The organism is Paenibacillus sp. Soil787 (assembly GCF_001429545.1).
GTDB lineage: Bacteria > Bacillota > Bacilli > Paenibacillales > NBRC-103111 > Paenibacillus_E.
On sequence record NZ_LMSP01000002.1, the window covers coordinates 1 to 21,053 of the forward strand.

Consider the following 21,053-nt stretch of genomic DNA (forward strand, 5'->3'; position numbering starts at 1 on the left):
AAGTAAAGATCTATCTTTAGATTCTTTTCCTCCTTGTTCCGTGGAATACGGTCTGAATTTTGCCATGCCTCGCACTTCCTTTACACGTTCATTTATCCATTACTTAAAAATTTCGTGACAGCATGGGTGAACTCCTGTTTTCGTCGGACAGACTCCTAGCGCACAAAAATTGTGCGCAAGGTCGTCGGATCGGACGCGAACGGACGCTAGCGTACAAAAATTGTGCGCAAGGTCGTCGGATCCGTCGCGACCGGACGCTAGCGCACAAAAATTGTGCGCAAGGTCGTCAGATCGGTCGCCACCGGGCGCTAGCTCACAAGGTAGTGTTTCTTTCAAAAAATCCTATTGTAATTTTGCTTAACTTTAAGTAAATTATCCATTTATCAGGTCGTGAAGTACACGCCGCATGCTCCGAAAATTCATTTCCGGAGCATGCGGCTATTTTTTTTGCGCTCTGGCGAAGCACGCGCCAGCGAAAGCCTCTGAGAAGTCGGAAACGGCCTTCTCAGCCCTCAACCCAGACCTCTCAGACACAGTCGACCACTTCGGCTCGTGGAACTCTCGTTGAAAGCGCGTTTTTCGCGCTTATATGTTTGAGGTTGCATGCTTAAGCGCGTTTTGCGCTTATTTGTTCGAGGTTGCATGATTAAGGGCGTTTTCCGCGCTTATGTAGTACGGACGCCGCCTAGTTAGATAAGCACAGAAATTGAGATTACGTACTACTCTCTACTTAGAGAAAAGACCGGTATGCTAAAAAAAATGACCTGAGCATCAGCCAGATCATTTTCAAAAGTCTATGTTATTTTCTGCTCACATCTGAATATCAAGCAGCAATCCACTCATCGGAACAGGCAGATAAGCCTGCAGTTGGGAGCGATATTGGCCGTAGGGCTTGAGCTGTGAACGAGACATTTGGAACAACGACTCCGAAGGTAATTGCTGCAATTGCCCAATCGAATTCGAAAGCGAGGAGGCGAAGTTTGTAATGCTGCCAAGACTTTTTAATGTGGTGTTAGAATGGTTCTTAATCTGATCTTGAAGTTCATCTTCTTGGAGTTGTAAGCTTCCGTCATCCAGCTTTGTTATCCCGATTTCTTTCAGAGAATAGGGCTTAGCGGCTTGCTCTAGTCCTATAAGAAGCGAGCGATTCAAATACTCGGGAGAATCTCGCAAACTGCCCTGAAATTCATTATATGTATCTACGAATTGACGTATAGGCTCAATGATGGATTCGCTATCGGCTTCTGACAAAAGAGGTGTTGCCATGTACGCAGTAGAAGGAAGTCGAGAATCTACCAAGGATTGAGCTGATTTTTTAACATTCTGTGCCGATTGAACAAATTCGGCTACGCCTTTCGCGGCAGACTGAGCGTGTTGTTTGTAGGCTAGTTCTGCAAAAGGCATGTCAAGAGGACGTCGAATGGTACTTGATTTACCGCCGGCAATACCGCTTACCGCGCTTACCCGGTAGTAGTCTTTATGCGTTTGATAGCTGTTCAAAGCTGTGATTGGGGGATACGCATAAATCATGGAGATCACCTCATTTTCGCTTAATTATAGTATAGCATTCGTAGGAACTGGGGTAAATTGGTACTTGTTTTTTTAGAACAGTAAAAAAGCTGCCAATTCAAGCGGAGTCATTTGCGGTCTTGCCAACATAAGATAGCATTATTGCTTCTTGTGGAGGCGGTGCCAAGTGATACGCAAACGATTGGCTTCCATTGACGATCGAGCTATCCATCGATTAGTCGTTGAACAGTTAGTACCCTTTTCTAGATTGTATGACACAGGTAGTTCCGTAACATTTTCGGAAATACGTAAGAGATTGGATCAGAATAAAACGTTTGTTACGGCAAGAGGAGATAAACAGCCGTTCGGATTCATCTCGATGATTCGCAAATCGAGTGTGTTATTCATTGATATGTTAGCCGTCGATTCTCGTGAGCAAGGGAGAGGTTGGGGGAATGAGCTTATGAAGGTCGCCGAAGAGTATGGGAAAAGCGAACGCTGTGTGACGGCTGAGCTTTTTGTTGATGAAAGCAACCCTAAAGCGCTTCAATTTTACCTACGCAAAGGTTACGAGATCCATTCGTTTATTCCCGAGCTAAGCTGCTATAAAATGAGTAAGAAATTGAGAAGATAAGACAAAGGGCTGCAGATGATGGTGTCATCCACAGCCCCTTCGTCATTCGCTGAACATAGCTGCAATGTTTTCCAGTTGAATATCGATCGGGCCTTGATAGCCAGGGGCCATGCCGCCGAAGAGAGGAAAGCCAAAGGGGGAATAACCCTCATCTGCTGTGCCTGAGAACGAAGTTTGATCTAGTGGCTTTGCTTGATTCGGTTTAATTGCTTTTGATTTGGAATTGGTTTTTTTGGTTTTCTTCGTAGTCGTGCTGAGCTTCGAATTGGCATCATCGTTCAGGATCAGCTTATTTTTTTCAATACGACTTAATACGCCATAGATTTCGGGGCCGTCGTTTAAAAAAATAAGAACATGCTTTCCGTATAAGCTTCGACAGGTTTTATCAGTGATCGGATAAATAGGCTGCATTGTCTCTTAGCACCTCCGTATTATTGTGTACTTTCAGCCTATTCATTGCCGGGCGGATCGGTATAGACGAATGTCTAGATTCCCATAAGAAAAAGTTATGAGAGAAAGTTCTCAGAAAAGTTGAATAGCTTGACTATTTTAGGTATGCTAAGCATATTAACTAATCCTAATAGAGAAAGAATGATGCATAGATGAGTGGAGCTGTGTTTTATATTTTCGGAGCAACGGGCGATTTGGCGAAAAGAAAGCTGTTTCCTGCTTTTTATAGCCTCTATCGTGAAGGAAAGTTAGGAGAAAATTTTGCTGTAGTTGGTTTGGCTAGAAGACCTCGCACGAATGAACAATTTCGTGATGATGTCAAGCATTCGATTGAGGATTTTGCCCGTTATAAAGTGACGGATGAGGCCGAATGGGATCGATTTGCACAGCGTTTTGAATACATGTCACTGGATATCAATAATGTCGCTGGCTTCCATGAACTTAATGTACTGACTGCCAAACTGGATGAGAAATATCAGACCGATGGGAACCGTTTGTTCTACTTGGCTCTGGCTCCAGAGCTTTTCGGTAATGTATCGTACAACTTAAGTGAAGGCGGATTGCTCAAAACCAAAGGCTGGCATCGTCTCGTAATTGAGAAGCCATTCGGTTACGATCTGCCATCGGCTGAGCGCTTGAATGGACAACTTCGTCAAGTATTTGAAGAGCAAGATATTTATCGCATTGATCACTACTTAGGTAAAGAAATGGTTCAAAATATTGAGTTCGTTCGTTTCGCGAATGCTTTCTTTGAACCACTTTGGAATAACAAATACATAGCTAACATTCAGATTACGTTAAGTGAAACTGTTGGTGTTGAAGAGCGCGGCGGTTATTATGATCACTCTGGCGCCCTTCGCGACATGGGTCAGAACCATATGCTGCAAATGCTGATGATGATGGCCATGGAACCGCCAAGCCGTCTGCATCCGGAAGATATCCGCGATGAGAAGGTGAAGGTCCTGCGTTCCCTCCGCTTATTCGAGTCCGGCGAAGATGTTCGTGCGAATGTGGTCCGTGGTCAATATTCGAACGGCTCTTCCAAAGGAAAAGCGCTGCCTGCTTATCGTGAAGAAGATTCGGTGAATCCGCAATCAACAACAGAGACTTATTTTGCAGCCAGAGTTCACGTAGATAATTTCCGCTGGGCAGGTGTACCTTTTTACATTCGTACGGGTAAAAGGCTGCCAGTCAAAACAACAGAAGTGGTTGTAGAATTTAAGAACATTCCGAATAATGTGTATTTGGCCAAAAAGCATGAGTTAGAACCGAATTTGCTTGTTTTCCGTGTGAATCCGATGGAAGGCATCTATCTGAAAATGAATGCGAAGCAGCCGGGCTCGGAAGGCGTCATCGTTCCAGTAGCGATGGATTTCTGCCAAAGCTGCCAGATCGGTATCAATACGCCGGAAGCTTACGAGCGCTTGCTGTATGATGCAACGCGTGGAGATTCCACATACTTTACCCGTTGGGATGAAGTGGCGCTTGCATGGTCCTATGTGGATCGTATTGCGGCAGCATGGAGTGAGAAGACGGAAGATTTGAAACACTATCCAGCCGGATCTTGGGGGCCAGAAGAAGCAACGAAGCTCCTAAGCGATGACGGCTTCAAGTGGTGGCCGATTAACGGTCAAAATGAAGGTGAAGTTGATTGGGAAGCCGTTCAAAAAACAACGGTTTTAACATAGTTGATTTAAGTACGCATCAACCTTGACAAACGCGCTCGTTATGGACGGCGTAAGCCGTTTATCCTTGAGGTAACAAGCTTAACATCCAACTGGCGACTCTGCCTGTTGGATTTTTTTTGTGGTATAATAAATATTACGGAGTAAATCTTACTATTCGTTACTTGAGGTGCGTATATGTCACGAAGAGCTTTTATCAGGTGGCTGCTGGCAATAGGGGCTGCACTTGTAGGATTAAGTGCCATTTTTAGTCAAATGGTTAAGAAAAAGTTTATTCCGGATACTCAGCCCTCCCTATCCTCTGTGAAACCTGAGCTTCCCCAATCCGTGGCACAATCTTCGGCAGAACCCTTGCCGGCAGGTCCCCTCATGTCCTATTTTATATTAAGCGATCTTCACATCAGTATAGGTGATGCACTTACGGGTAAGAAATTAAGGCAAGCGCTTGATGATATTACGCATTTCGACGGTCCTGTTGATGCCATCATGTTGACAGGCGATCTGACGGACACAGGAACGGAACAAGATTATAAGGAGCTGCGTACCATTGTAAGTGAATATAAACTTCCACCTGTCCATGCGAACATGGGAAATCACGATTATTACTCGATCTGGATTAATAAAGCGAATATCTGGGATCAAGCAGCCGTGCCGAACGGTAAAAGTGACGCGATGAGCCGAGAGTCGTTCAAGAAATTTTTTGGCTACAAGCAACTTTATAATGATTTTACGACCAAGGGTCACTCCATCTTGCTGCTTTCACAAGAAGCCTACGTGCAAGAGAAGCCTGAGGTCGGTGAGGGAGCTTGGTATTCCGATGAGCAATTGGAATGGTTCAAAGAACGGGTGAAAAGCCTTTACAAACCTGGGAGACCACTGTTCGTGATGACGCATCAGCCGCTGCCGCCGAGTGGCACAGATGGGGGATCACATCAATTAATGCGCGCTATCAAGTTCCGCGAGACGTTAAAGCCTTATAAGAATGTGTTCGTGTTCTGCGGGCATCGCCATCAAGATTTCCAGAATGGGACACCGCATTATGTCAAGGAGTCTTTCCATTATTTCCACAATGCTTCGGTTGGGAGAACGCTTAACCGCGCCTACCAGCAAGAAGCCAAGAATAAAGCACAGGGCATTTATGTGCAAGTATTTGCGGATAAGGTCGTCGTGCGCGGCCGAGAGTTTAGCAATCGAACTTTCCTGGATGAAGCGAATTGGAGTATTGATTTGCAGAAAGTTCAAGCCTGATTCGTAGCAAGCTATTAAATGCGTGTTTAAAAAGCTCGCTTTCAGAACCGAGAAGGTTGGACGAAGTCCGGAGAAGGAGGAACGGAGCGTAGAGATTTGCTACGTGAGTACCGGACTTCCCGGTTTCGTTCAAGATCAAAGTGAGCTTTTTAAACTACCTCTATATGTAAAAGAAGAAGGGAATAATCTAACAAATGACAACGCAACTCACTAAACAACTCGCAACAGAAGTCGCTAAGCGACGTACGTTCGCGATTATTTCTCACCCGGATGCGGGTAAAACAACATTGACCGAGAAACTGCTGTTATTCGGAGGCGCGATTCGCTTAGCCGGAACAGTCAAAGGGCGTAAGGCTAGCAAACATGCGACATCCGACTGGATGGAAATTGAGAAGCAGCGTGGAATTTCGGTAACGTCCAGCGTTATGCAGTTCGATTACGAAGGGCATCGCGTGAACATTCTGGATACTCCTGGTCACCAAGACTTTAGTGAGGATACGTACCGAACACTTACTGCCGCGGATAGCGCGGTGATGTTGATTGACGTAGCCAAAGGGGTCGAGATGCAGACGAAGAAGCTATTCCAGGTGTGCAGAATGCGCGGAATACCGATCTTCACGTTTATTAACAAAATGGACCGCGAGGGCCGCGACCCGTTTGAACTCTTAGAAGAATTAGAAGAAGTGCTCGGTATTCGTTCGTATCCAATGAACTGGCCGATTGGATCGGGTAAACAGTTCTGTGGCGTTTACGATCGCGGGAAATCGCAATTAGAGCTGTATCAAGGTGAAGATCATAAAGAAATTCAAGTGCGCAAAGTGGATGGTGTTGATGATCCATTAGTGAAGCAAATTGCTGGTGAATTCCTGCACAAACAATTAAGCCAGGACATTGAGCTGCTCGATGTAGCCGGTGATCCGTTTGATATGGAGAAAGTGTTGCAAGGCGAGCTTACACCTGTTTTCTTCGGCAGTGCCGTGAACAACTTCGGTGTGCAGACGTTTCTTGAGAACTTCCTGCAGCTTGCTCCAGCACCAGAGCCGCGCAACAGCACAGTAGGTATCATTGAGCCTACCAAAGAGAAATTCTCAGGGTATGTATTCAAAATTCAAGCGAATATGAATCCAGCTCACCGCGACCGTGTGGCTTTCCTTCGTATCGTGTCCGGAAAATTTGAGCGTGGCATGTCCGTGAAACATGTTCGACTGGGCAAAGACATTAAATTAGCTCAGCCGCAGCAATTTCTGGCGCAAGACCGTGACATCGTCGAAGAGGCATTCCCAGGTGATATCATTGGCTTGTTTGATCCCGGCATTTTCCGCATCGGCGATTCCCTTAGTGAAGGGGAAGTGGTCGTCTTCGACGAGCTTCCGACCTTCTCACCTGAGCTGTTCAGCAAAGTTTCGATCAAGAATGCATTGAAACAAAAGCAGTTCCTTAAAGGGATTGATCAATTGACCGAAGAAGGTATGATTCAAGTATTCACCACGATTGGTTTCGAGGATATGATTCTCGGCGTGGTTGGTCAACTGCAATTCGAAGTGCTTGAGCATCGGATGAAATCCGAATATGGCGTTGACATTTTATTACAGCGTCAGAACTATCAGTTTGCTCGTTGGATTATAGATGAGAAGCTGGATCCAAGCAAATTCCGCATTAACTCACAGCTGGTCAAAGATAAAAAAGGGAATTACGTAGGCTTGTTCGAGAGCGAGTATGCGCTGCGATCTTCGATCGAGAAAAACCCGACTGCTAAATTTTTAACTAGCGCTCCATAAGTGTTGTAACTGAAGAAGAGGCTGCCTCCGGATCTTAATCTGGGGAACAGCCTCTTCTTTCAATTTTGTCGCCAACGGACAGTTTGCTTCATACAATAGGTACGGGTTAATAAGTAGTCTTATAAACCAGTCCTAAGGAAGTGAAGTAGAGACGTGCACCTCTTAATCATAGCTCCTGAACAAATTCCAGTACCGCCAATTCTAGGTGGTTCCGTCGAAATATGCATTCATTCTATTGCACGCGAACTTGCCAAAATGCATAAAGTTACCATTATTTCGAGGCAGCATTCTAGGTACAGCCGTATTTCGCGTCAGGGTCGACTTACGATTATTAGGGTACCTACCGGAAGCTCTCGTACGTACTTGAAGGAAGTGCTTAAGGCAACCAAGGGAAAGAAATTCGATTGGATTCAAGTCGATAACCGACCTCAATTTGCTGCTGTCATCAAACGCCATTTTCCGAAAACACCAGTATCACTATTCTTACATTCCTTAACGTTCGTGAGGCCGCCGTATGCTTCTATTCGCAGATGCTCCAAACATTTGAATAAAGTGGATTGGATTGTAGCTAACAGCGGCTCACTTGCAAAGGAGTTAACGAGACTGTATCCGAAACAGCGAAATAAGCTTCACAAGATTTACCTCGGGACCGATGTGGCTAGATTTCGCCCTAAATCGGAGAAAGCGAGGAGACGTTTAAGAAGAAAGTACCGGGTTAGCGGTAACGATTTTCAAATCCTGTATGTCGGCCGACTTATCCAGCGTAAAGGCATTCCTCAATTGATTCGCGCTGTTCATCTAGCTAGAAAATCCATCCCTCGGATGAAGCTTTTGATTGCTGGGGGCGAACAAGGTAAAGGCTTCAAGGCACGGCTTAAAAGGAAGGCTAATAAGCTTGGAGTGCCGACAAAGTTTCTAGGCAATATTCCGCATCGAAAGATACATGAAGTATATGGACTCGCGAATTGCTTCGTTTGTCCTTCACAGAAGCATGAGGCATTTGGATTGGTGAATGTGGAAGCAATGGCTTCTGGACTTCCGGTTATCGCTTCGAATATAGGGGGAATTAAAGAGGTCATTCAGCATGAACATAACGGGGTTCTGATCCAAGAATTTCGAGATCCTAGCGCATTCGCACGGAGTATTGTGGCGGTGGCCGAACGGAAAGAATGGGCAGAGGGTTTAGCCAAACAGGCGCGGAGCGATGTCAAAAAGCAATTCAGCTGGCAGGCCACAGCACAATCTTTGGCCGATTTCTATAGACTGAAGCTGGAGGCAAAACATGAAAAAGACGTCAAAGAAACCGGTTCGTCTTCGTAGGTCTAGGTACGTCACTAGCAAAATTGGCAAAACGAAAGCGATTGAATCTAAGCAAGAACTGCGTAAATATGTGCCAATTACCAAACGGATGAATAAAGAGACGCTAAGGGAAATGCTAAACCAATATAAGATGGTGTATATTAAACCGAATGTAGGGATGTTTGGAAACGGTGTTATACGTGTGGAACAGGCGGAGGAGGGGGCAGAAAAGCCTTATTCGTATCAGTCAGGGGTTCGATTAAGACAGTTTAAAACATTTGATGAGATGTATGCATCCCTCAGTAAAAAGACGAAAAAACGGAATTATTTAGTACAAAAAGGGATTCATCTGCTTAAATATAAAGGAAACCGGTTCGATCTACGTGTCATGGTTCAACAAACGCCACTTCAGAAGTGGGAGACGACGGGGGTTATAGGCAGAGTGGCTCATCCGAAAAAAGTGGTTACTAACTTCCACAATGGTGGAACATTGAAGCCAGTGGAGACGCTGCTCCACAAATATTTACCTGCAAGTAAGCGGAAGGATTATGTCAAGAAGCTGCACATTCTGGGGACGCGGGTTGCAAAGGCGATTAACTCGCGCTATAAAGGGGTTAAGGAGATCGGTGTCGATGTGGCCTTGGACGATAAGCTGCATCCATGGATTCTCGAGGTCAATACGAGTCCTGATCCCTATATTTTTCGGAGATTGAGTGATAAACGTATATTTGCCAAAATGAGACGTTATGCCAGAGCTTACAACCGGTTATGAAATCATAACCGGTCTGTTGTTATTCCTATGAAAAGTTTGCTCAATTTCGATAGCGGATACAGGAGGACTTAATAAATAGCCTTGAATCGTCGTACAGGTTGTTTCTTTTAATATTTCAAGTTGGCTCCATTCTTCTACGCCTTCTGCAACCACTTGAACCTCAAGAGCATGGCCGAGATGGATAATGGCATTGGTAATGGCCCAATCATCTTTATTGCTATGTATATTTTTCACGAAAGAACGGTCAATTTTCAGACAATGGATAGGGAATTGTTTCAAGTAATTAAGTGATGAGTAGCCAATTCCGAAGTCATCGATCGAGATCGAAATTCCTTTCGTACATAACTTATCTAGTACCGCGACGGTTGTATCCATATTTTGCATAATAGAGCTTTCGGTAATTTCAAATTCCAGAAAAGCAGGATCAATACCGGTTTGCTCAATAATCTGAATGGCCTTATCGGAAAAGGACTCATCTTGAAATTGACAAGGGGAGATATTTACAGCAATTTGATAGTTTAAAATGCCGGCCTCCAGCCATCTCGCTTTTTGGAGACAGGCCTCACGGAGCACCCATTCACCGAGCTGCAAAATCAAACCGGACTCTTCAGCAAGCGGAATAAACTCGTTAGGAGCAATTAAGCCGAGCTTCGGGTGATTCCAGCGCACCAACGCTTCTAAACAAATAATGTTTCCGGTGGAGAGTTCAAGACGTGGTTGATAGTATAGGATCAGTTGATTCTCAAGTATAGCCTTCCGCAGCTCAGTTTCCATCTGAATTTGATTGGAGAAACGCTGCACGTGCGATGAATGATAGCTGACAAGCTTGTTCTTACCTGTACGTTTAGCGGTTAGGAGAGCTTGATCCGCTTGATGCATGGCTTGTTCAATTGTAGCTAGTGATATATCCACAACACTTATACCCATACTTGCTGTAATAAAACATTCTTGATCCATTACGATGAAAGATGTAACGAAAACGTGCTGGACGCTTTGAATGATTTGGGAAAGCTGATCTTGGGTATTTGCATGTATAAGGAGAACAAATTCATCATCTCCTGATTGAACAACAAGGTCACAGCCATGTACGTTCCGCAGACGATGGGCCACTTCTTCCAAAAGGTGATCGCCAGACGTGTATCCAAGCGAGAAATTAACTTGACGAAACCGGTCAATATCGAGGACGAGAAGGGTGCGTAATGGAGCTGTGAGCTTATCGTGATATCGACTTCCAATAGCTTGCTTCAACAATGCTTGAAGCTGCTGTCGTTGGTAAATGCGAGTGATTATTTTCTTACTCTTACGAGTACTTAATGTTGTCGATGCGGCGAAGTGAAAAAGGCGCCAGACTGCTTTCATTGCTATCACTCATTCCTACATCATAGTTGTCCACTGTACCCCTTATCATAAGTCGAAAGGCGAACAGTAGACAAGATTATAAATTAGATGTTTTTACAAATAATAGCAAAATATTTGTTTAACTTTATGTAAAATTGATGAAAATGTCGAATATTGTTGAATAAAATTTTAATTATTTTGTATTGACATGAATGGCTTTTGAATGAGAAAATGTACGCGTGTACATTGTTAGTTTAATGGATGAATTATTGGAGGCTTATGCATGGTGACGAGAAAAGAGGTTGCTGAACTAGCAGGGGTTTCAGAGGCAACCGTATCCCGTGTATTCAATGGGCTAGGCCCCATGAAGCCTGCTACGAAAGAGCGTGTACTTGAATCTGCTAAACAGCTCAACTATCATCCAAATGCGATTGCGCAAAGCTTCGCTCGGAGGCGCAGTGGTAATCTTGGCGTTGTGCTGCCCTATATGCCCAAAGTGCATCTCTTCTCTGCCTTTTATTTCGCAGAAATATTAAGCGGCATAGGGGAACAAGTAAGGGAGCAGGGGTACGATATGCTGCTATCGCTCTTAACACCGGATGAAAGTTTGGATTATACCCGACTTTATCGCTCGCAGAAGGTGGATGCTTGTGTCATCCTGGGTTCAAGGGATACTCCGCAGCAGCGGGAATCGTTAATGCAGCTGCAGGCGCAGGGACTGCCATTTTGCTTGGTCAATCAAAGCTTCGAGGGGTTATCCTTTCATGAAGTGGATGCGGATCATGTAGAGGGCAGTTATAGGGCTGTTCGGCATTTACAGGAAGAGGGCTATCGGAAGATTGCTTTTCTGAACGGTTCGCCGCAGTACTCTAACTCTGGCGATAGACTACAGGGCTATAGGAAAGCAATGAGTGAAGCTGGTTTAGAAGTTCCGCCTGAGCTGCTGCTTGAAGGGAATTACAGCCGTAAAAGCGGTTATGAAGCTGCATCAAGGGTATGGGAACATCGGGATCAAGTGGAAGCGGTATTTGCGGCCAATGATCGTATGGCGATCGGTTTGATGCAAGGGCTCCGTGAGCGAGGCTGGATCGCTGGACGTGATTTCGCCATAGTTGGCTGTGATGATTCGGATGCTGCTAAGCTCAGCGATCCACCGCTAAGCAGCATCAATGTGCCTTTCTATGAGATGGGCAAAGAAGCAGCACGCAGTGTGCTGGCAGGTTTGCTGCATGGGGAAGGCACGAAGGATATACGAATCAAATTGCCAACCCGGTTGGTTGTGCGACAATCATCGAGAGCAGTCATCATAAATGAATAGGGATGAAAGAACCCAAATGAATACTAACGAAGGTAGTTTTGCTAAGGCATCACTCTAGGGAGGCGCACTTTTATGAAATCTTTCAATATCGGTATGGTTGGCTATAAGTTTATGGGCAAAGCACATAGTCATGCTTATAAGGATTTGCATATGTTTTTCCCGCAGACAGCGGTACCGAAGATGAAGCTCATCTGCGGTCGGGATGAAAGCGGTGTCAGCAGCGCAGCCGAACAATTCGGCTGGGACGGGTATGTCACCGACTGGCGCGAGCTGGTCACGCATCCCGATATCGACGTTGTCGATATCAATGCGCCCAGCGACGCGCACAAGGAAATCGCGCTTGCTGCGGCGAAGGCCGGCAAGCATCTGTTCTGTGAGAAGCCGCTGGCGCTGACCCTTGCGGATGCAAGGGAAATGCTGGAGGCGGCTGAAACAGCCGGGGTGAAGCACATGGTGGGCTTCAACTACAGGTTTGCTCCTGCGGTGCAGCTCGCAAAGAAGCTGGTCGAGAGCGGCCGCCTCGGCCAGATTTATCACTTCCGCGCCTGGTTCCTGCAGGACTGGATCGTAGATCCAACGTTCCCGCTGGTGTGGCGTCTCCAGAAGGAGATTGCCGGCTCTGGGTCGCACGGCGACTTGGGCGCGCATCTGATCGATCTGGCGCACTTCTTAGTCGGTGACATGACGGAGGTTATCGGCATGAGTGAGACGTTCGTCAAGGAGCGTCCGCTGCCGACCTCGATGACGGGTCTTAGCGCCAAAGGCAGCAAGGATGCACCGCATGGACCGGTTACGGTCGATGATGCGACGCTGTTCATGGCACGCTTCGCGAACGGGGCGCTAGGCAGCTTCGAGGCCACTCGATTTGCGCCAGGGCACCGGTGCACGAATTCTTTTGAAATTAATGGAAGTAAAGGCAGTGTGAAGTTTGATTTTGAGCGTTTGAATGAATTGCAGGTATATTTTACAAGTGATGATGAGGATGTACAGGGCTTTAGACGTGTTCTGGCGACGGATCCGTCGCATGCTTATATGGATGCGTGGTGGCCTGCGGGACACACGATTGGTTACGAGCACACATTTGTCCACGAAGTCGTTGAGCTGATGAATGCACTTTCGGAAGACCGTCAGCCGGTCCCGAATTTCGTAGATGGCGTGAAGTGTCAAGAGGTGCTGGAAGCGGTGGATCAATCCATTGCGCAGCGTCGTTGGGTGAGTATTAGCGAGGTCTAAGGATAGATAAGTATGGAGAGGGGAATTAGCAGTGAGTAAACAAGCATTGATTGTATGGGGTGGCTGGGACGGTCATCAACCTGAAGAGGTGGCTGGCATTTTCGCAGGGTTACTGCGTGAGGAAGGCTTTGGCGTAGAAGTATCGGATACACTGGACAGCTTCAAAGATGCAGAGCGCTTGGCGGGCGTTGATCTTATCGTTCCCGTATGGACGATGGGTAAAATCGAAAGTGAGCAGCTGAACCCGTTAATCGCAGCGGTCAAAGAAGGCGGAACTGGCATCGCAGGTTGTCATGGCGGTATGGCAGATTCCTTCCGTAATGAAGTGGAATATCAATACATGGTTGGCGGTCAATGGGTAGCGCATCCTGGGAATGACGGCGTTACGTATACGGTTCGAATCAAGGATCGGGGGCATCTATTGACGGAGGGCATGGATGATTTCGTAGTTGTCTCTGAGAAATATTACATGCATGTGGATCCAGCGATTCACGTTCATGCAGTTACAGATTTTGGCGATGTGGAGATGCCGGTTGTTTGGACCAAAACCTATGGAGCGGGCAGGGTGTATTATAACTCGCTAGGTCATCAAGCTAACATCGTTCGTATGCCAGAAACACTAGAATTAATGCGCCGCGGCTTGCTGTGGGCAACACGATAACGATCAGGGGGAAGTAAGCGATGAGCAAGAAGAAAGTTGGTATTATCGGTTGCGGCAATATTAGTGCTGCTTATATGAAAAATATTCCTACCTTTGAGCATTTGGAGCTGCTCGCGTGTGCCGATATCGATTTGGTTAGAGCAAAGGCTCGGGCGGAGGAATTCAGTATTCCTCATGCGTATTCGGTTCAAGAGCTATTGAATGATCCGAATATTGACATTGTGATTAATTTGACGATTCCGGCAGCGCATGCCGAGGTCTGTATTCAAGTACTGGAAGCGGGCAAACACGTGTATGTAGAGAAGCCGCTCGCTGTAACCCGTGAGGAAGGTTTGCAGATCCTAGAAGTTGCGCGCCGCAAGGGATTGCTGGTTGGCAGTGCACCGGATACGTTCCTCGGAGGAGGCATCCAAACGTGTGTGAAGCTGATTAATGACGGCTGGATTGGCACGCCGATTGCAGCAACGGCATTCATGATGGGCAAAGGCCATGAGCATTGGCACCCGGATCCTGAATTTTATTATGCCAAAGGCGGCGGCCCTATGTTCGATATGGGTCCATACTACTTAACAGCTCTTGTGGCTTTGCTTGGGCCAATTCGCCGAGTAACCGGCTCTGCTGCCGCTAGTTTCCCGGAGCGTACAATTTCTAGCGAGAAGAAGCGTGGGCAAAAAATTACCGTAGATACCCCAACGCATATTGCTGGTGTACTGGATTTCCATAGCGGTGCGATTGCCACGCTAGTAACAAGCTTTGATATTATGGGAGGCACTCAGCTGCCGCACATTGAAATCTACGGCAGTCAAGGTTCTTTACGCGTTCCTGATCCGAATGCTTTCGGAGGTCAGGTGCTTATCCGCAAAGGCGGTTCCGATTGGGAGCCGATTCCTCTGTCGCACGGTTACAAAGAAAATCACCGAGGTTTAGGTGTTGCGGCGATGGCTGAGGCCCTGATAAGCGGCCAAAGTGATGCACACCGCGCGAATGGGGAGCTGGCGTACCACGTGCTGGAGGCGATGCATGGCTTCCATGACGCGTCCGATTCAGGCAAGCATTATGTGATGCAAAGCAGCTGCGAGAGACCAGCCCCGCTTTCACCTGATACCGTACTATAATAAATTAATACATGGATCCTCCTCTTGATTAAGAGGGGGATTTTTTGAGTTGATAAGAAAGTATAAGTTTTATACTATTGCAAGTTATCCCAATTCGAGAAGCGATGTGATTCGTAAAAAAGTAGAACATGTTGCTACACAGGGAACAACATATTCTACTTTTTTTCTGTGGATATGTGTCACGTAAAGACCATTTTTCTACAATCTATATGTACAACCAGTTCGGGTCGAGGTTCTCGACATATACTAAATTTATAATTAAATCCGTAAATGGCGCAGTTGGAGGGCATTACATTATTGAGAATGAGGGGGAGCTGTCTTGATTAAGTTGAATCCATACATGAAAAGGAAAATAAAAGGGAAGAAATTCATTGGGTCTGGTGTAACGCGAGTTGTATACGATTTAGGTAACGGCTATGTTATGAAGATAGCAAAATCAAAAAAAGGGATCAAATGCAACAAGAGGGAAGTAGACATGTATAAATCATCTTTGAAACCGCTAAGAAAATATTTTGCGCAAATTATCGATTACGACACGGATTATCGCTGGGTAATTATGAAAAAATATGATCGAAAATTCCGGAATTCCCGAATAAATAGACGATTGCTTATGAAATTAGTAAAGAAATTTTTGGACAATGGAATCATTCCATCCAAGGGTACAGGCGAATATTATAAATCGTATGCCCTTAACCTGCGTTTAAAGAGGCACTTGCGTTTAAAGCGGAATAAACAGATCGTAGTCATTGATTATGGGGGATTTAGATTTCGTAGAACAAAAAGCAGGTAGCGATACCTGCTTTTTGTTTGTTAACTAACCCCATGTTGTTGTCCTCCGACATCAACCCTTGACTGCACCCGCGGTAACGCCTTTTGTAATCTGCTCATTAAATATGGCGTAGATGATAATAGCCGGTATCGACGTTAACACCATGACGGCAAATTGTGATCCATAATCGGATGAATATTGGCCGGTAAAATTCATGACAGAGAATGGCAACGTTTTAAGTGAATCTTTACTTAAGAATGTGGATGCCATAATAAATTCATTCCAGCAAATCAGAAACGTTGTAACAGCTATAGTGACTAATGCTGGCATCGTAAGCGGCATGATAATTTGAAAGACAATTCGGTAAATACTGCAGCCGTCCATTACAGCCGATTCTTCAATAGCTCCAGGAATGCTGCGCAAAAATCCGGATAAAATGAAGGTTCCAAGCGGTACCGAAACGGCCGTGTAGGGAAGAATCTAGATGAGCGACCTCGTACAGATCTTCCGGAATTCCTTTGATACCTGCGTAATAGAACAGCAAGCCCCAGCCGAAGCCCGACCAGATTAGAATAAACAATAAGGTTCCTAATGCTGTATGCGTGTTGCCTAACCAAGCGTACTTAAAAAATCCGAGCCCGGACAAGTCCAGAATTTTATTAAACATACCGAATTCAGGATCGAAAATCGTCAACCACATTCTAGATATAACGACAACGGATATGACACATGGGATGAAAAAGATGGTACGGAATACCTTTCCGCTTTTCCTCCGATACGGTCTAACATGATCGCAAAAAATATACAAATGGGATGCTGGAGAACGATGCAGCCGGCTGCAAGGAGAAGAGCATTCAGCAGCGATTTAAAAAATATACGGGCATGACCCCTAGCCAGTACCGGAACAATCTTGAAGATTAAAGAAAAAGCTGCCTAATAAAGGGCAGCTTTTTTCGTTTGACGGTACTGCAAGGGGCTCATCCCCGTCCACCGTTTAAATTGTCTGCTGAAATGTGATAAGTGAGAATAACCCAATAAGGAGGCGATTTTTTTGAGAGGCAGATCGGGCTGCGCAATGAGGACTTTCGCTTCATGCAATTTAAGATCGGATAAATATTGCCGTGGAGACATCCCAAACACTTTGCGGAATACCTCAAGTCCATAACCAGAGCTGATCCCAAGCGAGGCAACAATGTCTTCGATACTCAATTTATTTTCAAGCGTTTCTTCCTCCATCTGAGAGTATGGATTGAAGGATGCTTTGATGGCCTCAGCAATTGCTTTGGCATACTGAACAGAAGTTGGGGGGATGCTTTCATTCTGCTCCTGATCCTGATCTAGACAAACGATTTGCGACAGGATTCCAAATAACTCAAATAAAGCAGCTTGCAAGCGAAACCGATCTGTTGTCGTATATTCGCGAGGTTGTCTGGCCAATTCAACCCAATCATCGAGAACCTTTCGCAGTTTACCATTTTCCTCGGATTCAGATGGGAAGAGAATCTTTGAGTTTTTGATCATTTCTTGACGAAATAGGGGGTCGTCTACGTTGAAATGGGCAGTGAAATACGTCATGCCTTCCTCAGATATACAGCGGTTAGCATGTTTGAATCCTGGCGGGATGAGGATGATATCTCCTGCTTGCAGCAAGTAACGATTCTTTTCCATCATCGTTTCCTGACGGCCCATTAGGATTAGGTTAACCTCAAAGCCAATATGAGAATCAATGGGCATCTCCCAATTGTTTTCCACATGCTGTAGATGAGCTCCGAAAAATTTGACATTCCAATCAAACATTGGAAGCCAATTAGCGTTTTCCCAACTTACATATCGTTTTTCCTTAGCCATATCGTTTCACCTTGGTTTTGGGTAAATTTCACGTTGTTTGGACAATCGCGTATAGAACTACTCTCAATCTATAATAAAGAGAGAAAAGGATCAAGTCGTACAAAAAAAGATGGAGGTTATCGTTCATGGAAAACGCTAACATACAGTGGATATCAAGCACCAAAGAATCCGTATGGCAAAATAAAGAAGTGTCTAATCGTGGGAACGGTGATGTAAACCTTGCGATAACCGATGAAACATTTTAAATGGTGGAAGGTTTCGGTGGATGTTTCAATGAGTTAGGTTTCGCCGCGCTTGCGCATTTGTCGGATCGGGAACGCGGGCAGGTTCTACACTCCCTTTTTCATCCAGATGGCGACCAAAAGTTTAGTATTTGCCGTCTTCCGATCGGCGCAAGCGATTACGCACTCGAGTGGTACAGTCTAAATGAGACTGACGGAGATTTGGAAATGAAGCATTTCTCCATCGAGAGGGATCTGAAATATTTGATTCCGTATATCAAAGAAGCCTTAAGCCTATGCGCTTTATTTCGTCAAATATGTAGAAGCCTATCGCAATGAAGGGATTAAGATTCATCAGATTCATGTTCAAAACGAAGTTGTTGCGGATCAAAAATTCCCATCTTGTTTGTGGACAGGAGAACAGCTGCGCGATTTCATTCGGGATTATTTGGGACCATCTTTCGAGAAGCATGGGATCGATGCTGAAATTTGGCTGGGAACGATTAATGCGCCAGAACCGTGGCAGGAATGGTTGAAAAAATCGTCGTCTGATTTCAATGCTTATGCTTTTACCGTGCTGAGCGATCCTGAAGCTTACAAGTATATTAAAGGTGTTGGCTACCAATGGGCCGGAAAATACGGCATCCAACGAACCGTTCAAAGTTATCCGGAACTTCGTTACATGCAAACGGAAAATGAATGTGGAGACGGCACGAATACGTGGGATTATGCCAAATACATCTTTAATTTGTATCAGCACTATTTTACGAACGGCGTGAACGCCTACATTTATTGGAACATGGTGCTTGAGCCGAAGGGACGCAGCACGTGGGGCTGGGAGCAAAATTCGATGATCACGGTAGATCCAGCGACCAAGGCAGCGACTTTTAACCCAGAATATTATGTGATGAAGCATTTCTCCCACTTTGTATCTCCAGAATCTACACGCATAGGTTTAAAAGGTCCATGGACCGGAAATGCACTTGCTTTTGAAAAGCCGAACGGAGATAAAGTGGTCGTGATCGCCAATCCTTTTGCAGAAGCAAAGGTTGTTCGTTTATCGGATGGTTTAAGGACTCATTCATTTGAACTTGAACCAGATTCGTTCAATACAATTATGATTAGTGGAGGAAATGGGCGATGAAAGAGCTTCTGTATGGTGTAGCGTATTATAGGGAATACATGCCCTATGAACGATTGGATCAAGATATCCAGATGATGAAGGATGCCGGTATTAATCTGGTACGAATTGCCGAATCAACGTGGAGCACGCATGAACCGCAGAACGGGGTATTCGAGTTCTCACATGTCGATCGTGTGTTGGATGCGATGTATGAAGCGGGTATCAAGGTCATAGTAGGAACTCCCACGTATGCGATTCCCACTTGGATGGTGAAGGAACATCCTGACGTACTGGCTGTAACTCCGAAGGGGCCGGGACGTTACGGTGCTCGCCAAATTATGGACATTACGAATCCAACGTATTTGTTTTATGCCGAAAGAATCATCCGTAAGCTGATCGGGCATGTCCAACATCACCCTGCGATTATCGGTTATCAGGTAGATAACGAGACTAAGCATTATCATACCGCGGGTTCCAACGTCCAGTTCATGTTCATGAAATACATGAAAGACAAGTTCGGAACCCTAGAACGTCTCAATCAGGAATTCGGGTTGGACTACTGGAGCAACCGAATTAATAGTTGGGAGGATTTCCCTTCCGTCGTCGGTACGATCAACGGCAGTCTAGGGGCGGAATTCGCTCGATTCCAAAGGAAGCTCGTCACCGATTTTCTGGCTTGGCAAGCCGCTATTGTGAATGAATATAAACGACCAGGCCAGTTTATCACGCATAACTTTGATTTCGAGTGGAAAGGTCACTCCTTCGGTGTCCAACCGGATGTAGACCATTTTGCTGCGTCGGCGTCATTGGATATCGCGGGAGTGGACATTTATCATCCTTCCCAAGATGAACTGACTGGAACTGAAATTTCGTTTGGCGGAGACGTTACCCGTTCTCTAAAAGGAACTAACTATTTCGTTTTGGAAACTCAGGCGCAAGCTTTTCCTAACTGGACTCCTTACCCGGGACAATTACGGCTTCAAGCATTCAGCCATCTGGCCTCTGGGGCCAACATGGTCTCCTATTGGCATTGGCATTCGATCCACAATTCAGCTGAAACCTACTGGAAGGGATTGCTCAGCCACGATTTGGCGTCGAATCCCGTTTATGAAGAAGCCAAGACCATCGGCAGAGATTTTCATCGGTTGTCGCCGCATCTTGTAAATCTGCAGAAATCGAATCGGGTCGCGATGCTGGTCAGTAATGAGGCGTTGACAGCGATGGAATGGTTCCCTTTGCCCGGGCGTCAAGTCAACTATAACGATATTGTTCGGCTTATGTACGATGAATTATATAAAATGAATATCGGTTGTGATATCGTTCATCCGGATAGTGATGCGTTGGAGAATTATGAGCTAATTCTTGTTCCGGCACTATATGCAGCGTCAGATGAACTGCTGGAGCGGTTGAACGCTTTCGTCAGAAATGGCGGGCATATCGTGTATACGTTTAAAAGCGGCTTCACCAATGAACATGTCAAAGTCCGCACCACACATCAACCCGGTGCTATCGATGAAGTTTGCGGTGTCCGCTACAGCATGTTTGTAGAGCCGAAATCTGTTTCATTCAAGGGTGACCCTTTTGAAGTTGGACCCGCGGACAACACAGTGAACACATGGATGGAACTGCTCACTCCTACGACGGCAGAGGTAACGGCCTCTTATGACCATCCTCATTGGGGAGCGTATGCGGCTATTACAAAGAACCGCTACGGGAAAGGCACTGCGACTTATGTTGGCTGTCTGCCGAGCGCTGCCGTGATGAGCAAAGTGCTGGAAAAGGCGGTCTATGATGCCGGAATATGGGGGAAGGATCAGGATATCCACTATCCCCTTATTGTGAAATCGGGCGTTAACGACCAAGGGAAGACGGTTCGTTACTATTTCAATTATTCCGATCGTCCGGAGACTTTGAAGTATCCGCATGCGGAGGGGAAAGAATTGCTGAGCGGTGAAGCTGTAAAACAAGGGGAGGTCAGGGAGCTGACTCGCTGGGGAATTGCGATTATCGAAGAAGCGTAATTGCTGAGTATACAAGGAAGGCTGCCTAGCG

At 45.7% G+C, this 21,053-nt stretch carries 18 protein-coding genes and 1 pseudogene; 13 read left to right on the forward strand and 6 right to left on the reverse strand.

The genetic code is table 11. The features are described 5' to 3' along the window. Positions 1-810: 810 nt before the first annotated feature. Positions 811-1,530, reverse strand: a complete 720-nt coding sequence (locus tag ASG93_RS04625; RefSeq protein WP_056829339.1) for a hypothetical protein — start codon at positions 1,528-1,530, stop codon at positions 811-813. 166 nt (positions 1,531-1,696) lie between these two features. On the opposite strand from ASG93_RS04625, the gene ASG93_RS04630 reads away from it, so the two are divergent. Then, positions 1,697-2,143, forward strand: a complete 447-nt coding sequence (locus ASG93_RS04630) for a GNAT family N-acetyltransferase (protein WP_056829340.1) — start codon at positions 1,697-1,699, stop codon at positions 2,141-2,143. A 42-nt stretch (positions 2,144-2,185) separates the two neighbouring features. On the opposite strand, the gene ASG93_RS04635 is transcribed toward ASG93_RS04630, so the two are convergent. Next, a complete protein-coding gene (locus tag ASG93_RS04635) occupies positions 2,186-2,554 on the reverse strand; it encodes a hypothetical protein (RefSeq protein ID WP_056829343.1) in 369 nt (122 codons plus the stop codon). A 191-nt stretch (positions 2,555-2,745) separates the two neighbouring features. On the opposite strand from ASG93_RS04635, the gene zwf reads away from it, so the two are divergent. The 5 genes from zwf (at position 2,746) to ASG93_RS04660 (ending at position 9,375) form a co-directional block, all read left to right on the forward strand. Beyond that, the gene (zwf, locus tag ASG93_RS04640; protein ID WP_056829345.1) at positions 2,746-4,281 is read left to right on the forward strand and encodes a glucose-6-phosphate dehydrogenase; all 1,536 of its coding nucleotides are present in this window, start codon (positions 2,746-2,748) and stop codon (positions 4,279-4,281) included. Between the two features lie 174 nt (positions 4,282-4,455). Next, entirely contained in the window at positions 4,456-5,526 is a 1,071-nt protein-coding gene (locus ASG93_RS04645) for a metallophosphoesterase family protein (RefSeq protein ID WP_056829348.1), read from the forward strand. A 194-nt stretch (positions 5,527-5,720) separates the two neighbouring features. After that, positions 5,721-7,304 carry a peptide chain release factor 3 gene (locus ASG93_RS04650; protein WP_056829350.1) on the forward strand — a complete coding sequence of 528 codons (1,584 nt, stop codon included), beginning with the start codon at positions 5,721-5,723 and terminating at the stop codon, positions 7,302-7,304. A 153-nt stretch (positions 7,305-7,457) separates the two neighbouring features. Continuing rightward, complete coding sequence (locus tag ASG93_RS04655) at positions 7,458-8,624, forward strand: glycosyltransferase family 4 protein (protein ID WP_056829352.1); 1,167 nt, start codon at positions 7,458-7,460, stop codon at positions 8,622-8,624. After that, positions 8,587-9,375 carry a YheC/YheD family protein gene (locus ASG93_RS04660; protein ID WP_056829360.1) on the forward strand — a complete coding sequence of 263 codons (789 nt, stop codon included), beginning with the start codon at positions 8,587-8,589 and terminating at the stop codon, positions 9,373-9,375. The genes ASG93_RS04655 and ASG93_RS04660 overlap by 38 nt, the downstream gene beginning before the upstream one ends. Here ASG93_RS04660 and ASG93_RS04665 read toward each other — a convergent pair. Continuing rightward, entirely contained in the window at positions 9,370-10,734 is a 1,365-nt protein-coding gene (locus ASG93_RS04665) for a putative bifunctional diguanylate cyclase/phosphodiesterase (protein ID WP_056829362.1), read from the reverse strand. The genes ASG93_RS04660 and ASG93_RS04665 overlap by 6 nt on opposite strands. 262 nt (positions 10,735-10,996) lie before the next feature. Here ASG93_RS04665 and ASG93_RS04670 point away from each other — a divergent pair, with 262 nt between their 5' ends. From ASG93_RS04670 to ASG93_RS04690, 5 genes are all read left to right on the forward strand, one after another. Continuing rightward, positions 10,997-12,031, forward strand: a complete 1,035-nt coding sequence (locus ASG93_RS04670) for a LacI family DNA-binding transcriptional regulator (protein ID WP_056829364.1) — start codon at positions 10,997-10,999, stop codon at positions 12,029-12,031. A 72-nt stretch (positions 12,032-12,103) separates the two neighbouring features. Then, positions 12,104-13,264, forward strand: a complete 1,161-nt coding sequence (locus ASG93_RS04675) for a Gfo/Idh/MocA family protein (protein ID WP_056829366.1) — start codon at positions 12,104-12,106, stop codon at positions 13,262-13,264. A gap of 31 nt (positions 13,265-13,295) precedes the next feature. Beyond that, a complete protein-coding gene (locus ASG93_RS04680; RefSeq protein WP_056829368.1) occupies positions 13,296-13,925 on the forward strand; it encodes a ThuA domain-containing protein in 630 nt (209 codons plus the stop codon). Positions 13,926-13,945: 20 nt separating this feature from the next. Then, positions 13,946-15,040, forward strand: coding sequence for a Gfo/Idh/MocA family protein (locus ASG93_RS04685; RefSeq protein WP_056829370.1), 1,095 nt, complete (start codon positions 13,946-13,948; stop codon positions 15,038-15,040). A 319-nt stretch (positions 15,041-15,359) separates the two neighbouring features. Then, positions 15,360-15,830 (forward strand): hypothetical protein, encoded by a 471-nt coding sequence (locus ASG93_RS04690; protein WP_056829372.1) that lies wholly within the window; start codon positions 15,360-15,362, stop codon positions 15,828-15,830. 51 nt (positions 15,831-15,881) lie between these two features. Here ASG93_RS04690 and ASG93_RS04695 read toward each other — a convergent pair whose 3' ends face one another. From ASG93_RS04695 to ASG93_RS04705, 3 genes are all read right to left on the reverse strand, one after another. After that, the gene (locus tag ASG93_RS04695) at positions 15,882-16,232 is read right to left on the reverse strand and encodes a carbohydrate ABC transporter permease (protein ID WP_235550740.1); all 351 of its coding nucleotides are present in this window, start codon (positions 16,230-16,232) and stop codon (positions 15,882-15,884) included. Then, a complete protein-coding gene (locus tag ASG93_RS33830; protein WP_162262822.1) occupies positions 16,207-16,617 on the reverse strand; it encodes a carbohydrate ABC transporter permease in 411 nt (136 codons plus the stop codon). Before ASG93_RS33830 ends, ASG93_RS04695 begins: the two co-directional genes overlap by 26 nt. Before the next feature lie 125 nt (positions 16,618-16,742). Beyond that, a complete protein-coding gene (locus ASG93_RS04705) occupies positions 16,743-17,657 on the reverse strand; it encodes a helix-turn-helix domain-containing protein (protein WP_056829376.1) in 915 nt (304 codons plus the stop codon). 125 nt (positions 17,658-17,782) lie between these two features. On the opposite strand from ASG93_RS04705, the pseudogene ASG93_RS04710 reads away from it, so the two are divergent. Both ASG93_RS04710 and ASG93_RS04715 read left to right on the forward strand, forming a co-directional pair. Next, positions 17,783-19,022: pseudogene (locus tag ASG93_RS04710) on the forward strand (glycoside hydrolase family 30 protein). Further along, positions 19,019-21,022, forward strand: coding sequence for a beta-galactosidase (locus tag ASG93_RS04715; RefSeq protein ID WP_056829378.1), 2,004 nt, complete (start codon positions 19,019-19,021; stop codon positions 21,020-21,022). Before ASG93_RS04710 ends, ASG93_RS04715 begins: the two are co-directional and overlap by 4 nt. Positions 21,023-21,053 lie beyond the last annotated feature (31 nt).

Excerpts from the sequence above, each read along its gene's own strand:
- ASG93_RS04625 (WP_056829339.1), bottom strand. The coding sequence starts at position 1,530 with ATGATTTATGCGTATCCCCCAATCACAGCTTTGAACAGCTATCAAACG.
- ASG93_RS04635 (WP_056829343.1), bottom strand. The coding sequence starts at position 2,554 with ATGCAGCCTATTTATCCGATCACTGATAAAACCTGTCGAAGCTTATAC.
- zwf (WP_056829345.1), top strand. The coding sequence starts at position 2,746 with ATGAGTGGAGCTGTGTTTTATATTTTCGGAGCAACGGGCGATTTGGCG.
- ASG93_RS04645 (WP_056829348.1), top strand. The coding sequence starts at position 4,456 with ATGTCACGAAGAGCTTTTATCAGGTGGCTGCTGGCAATAGGGGCTGCA.
- ASG93_RS04650 (WP_056829350.1), top strand. The coding sequence starts at position 5,721 with ATGACAACGCAACTCACTAAACAACTCGCAACAGAAGTCGCTAAGCGA.
- ASG93_RS04660 (WP_056829360.1), top strand. The coding sequence starts at position 8,587 with ATGAAAAAGACGTCAAAGAAACCGGTTCGTCTTCGTAGGTCTAGGTAC.
- ASG93_RS04665 (WP_056829362.1), bottom strand. The coding sequence starts at position 10,734 with ATGAAAGCAGTCTGGCGCCTTTTTCACTTCGCCGCATCGACAACATTA.
- ASG93_RS04670 (WP_056829364.1), top strand. The coding sequence starts at position 10,997 with ATGGTGACGAGAAAAGAGGTTGCTGAACTAGCAGGGGTTTCAGAGGCA.
- ASG93_RS04675 (WP_056829366.1), top strand. The coding sequence starts at position 12,104 with ATGAAATCTTTCAATATCGGTATGGTTGGCTATAAGTTTATGGGCAAA.
- ASG93_RS04685 (WP_056829370.1), top strand. The coding sequence starts at position 13,946 with ATGAGCAAGAAGAAAGTTGGTATTATCGGTTGCGGCAATATTAGTGCT.
- ASG93_RS04705 (WP_056829376.1), bottom strand. The coding sequence starts at position 17,657 with ATGGCTAAGGAAAAACGATATGTAAGTTGGGAAAACGCTAATTGGCTT.
- ASG93_RS04715 (WP_056829378.1), top strand. The coding sequence starts at position 19,019 with ATGAAAGAGCTTCTGTATGGTGTAGCGTATTATAGGGAATACATGCCC.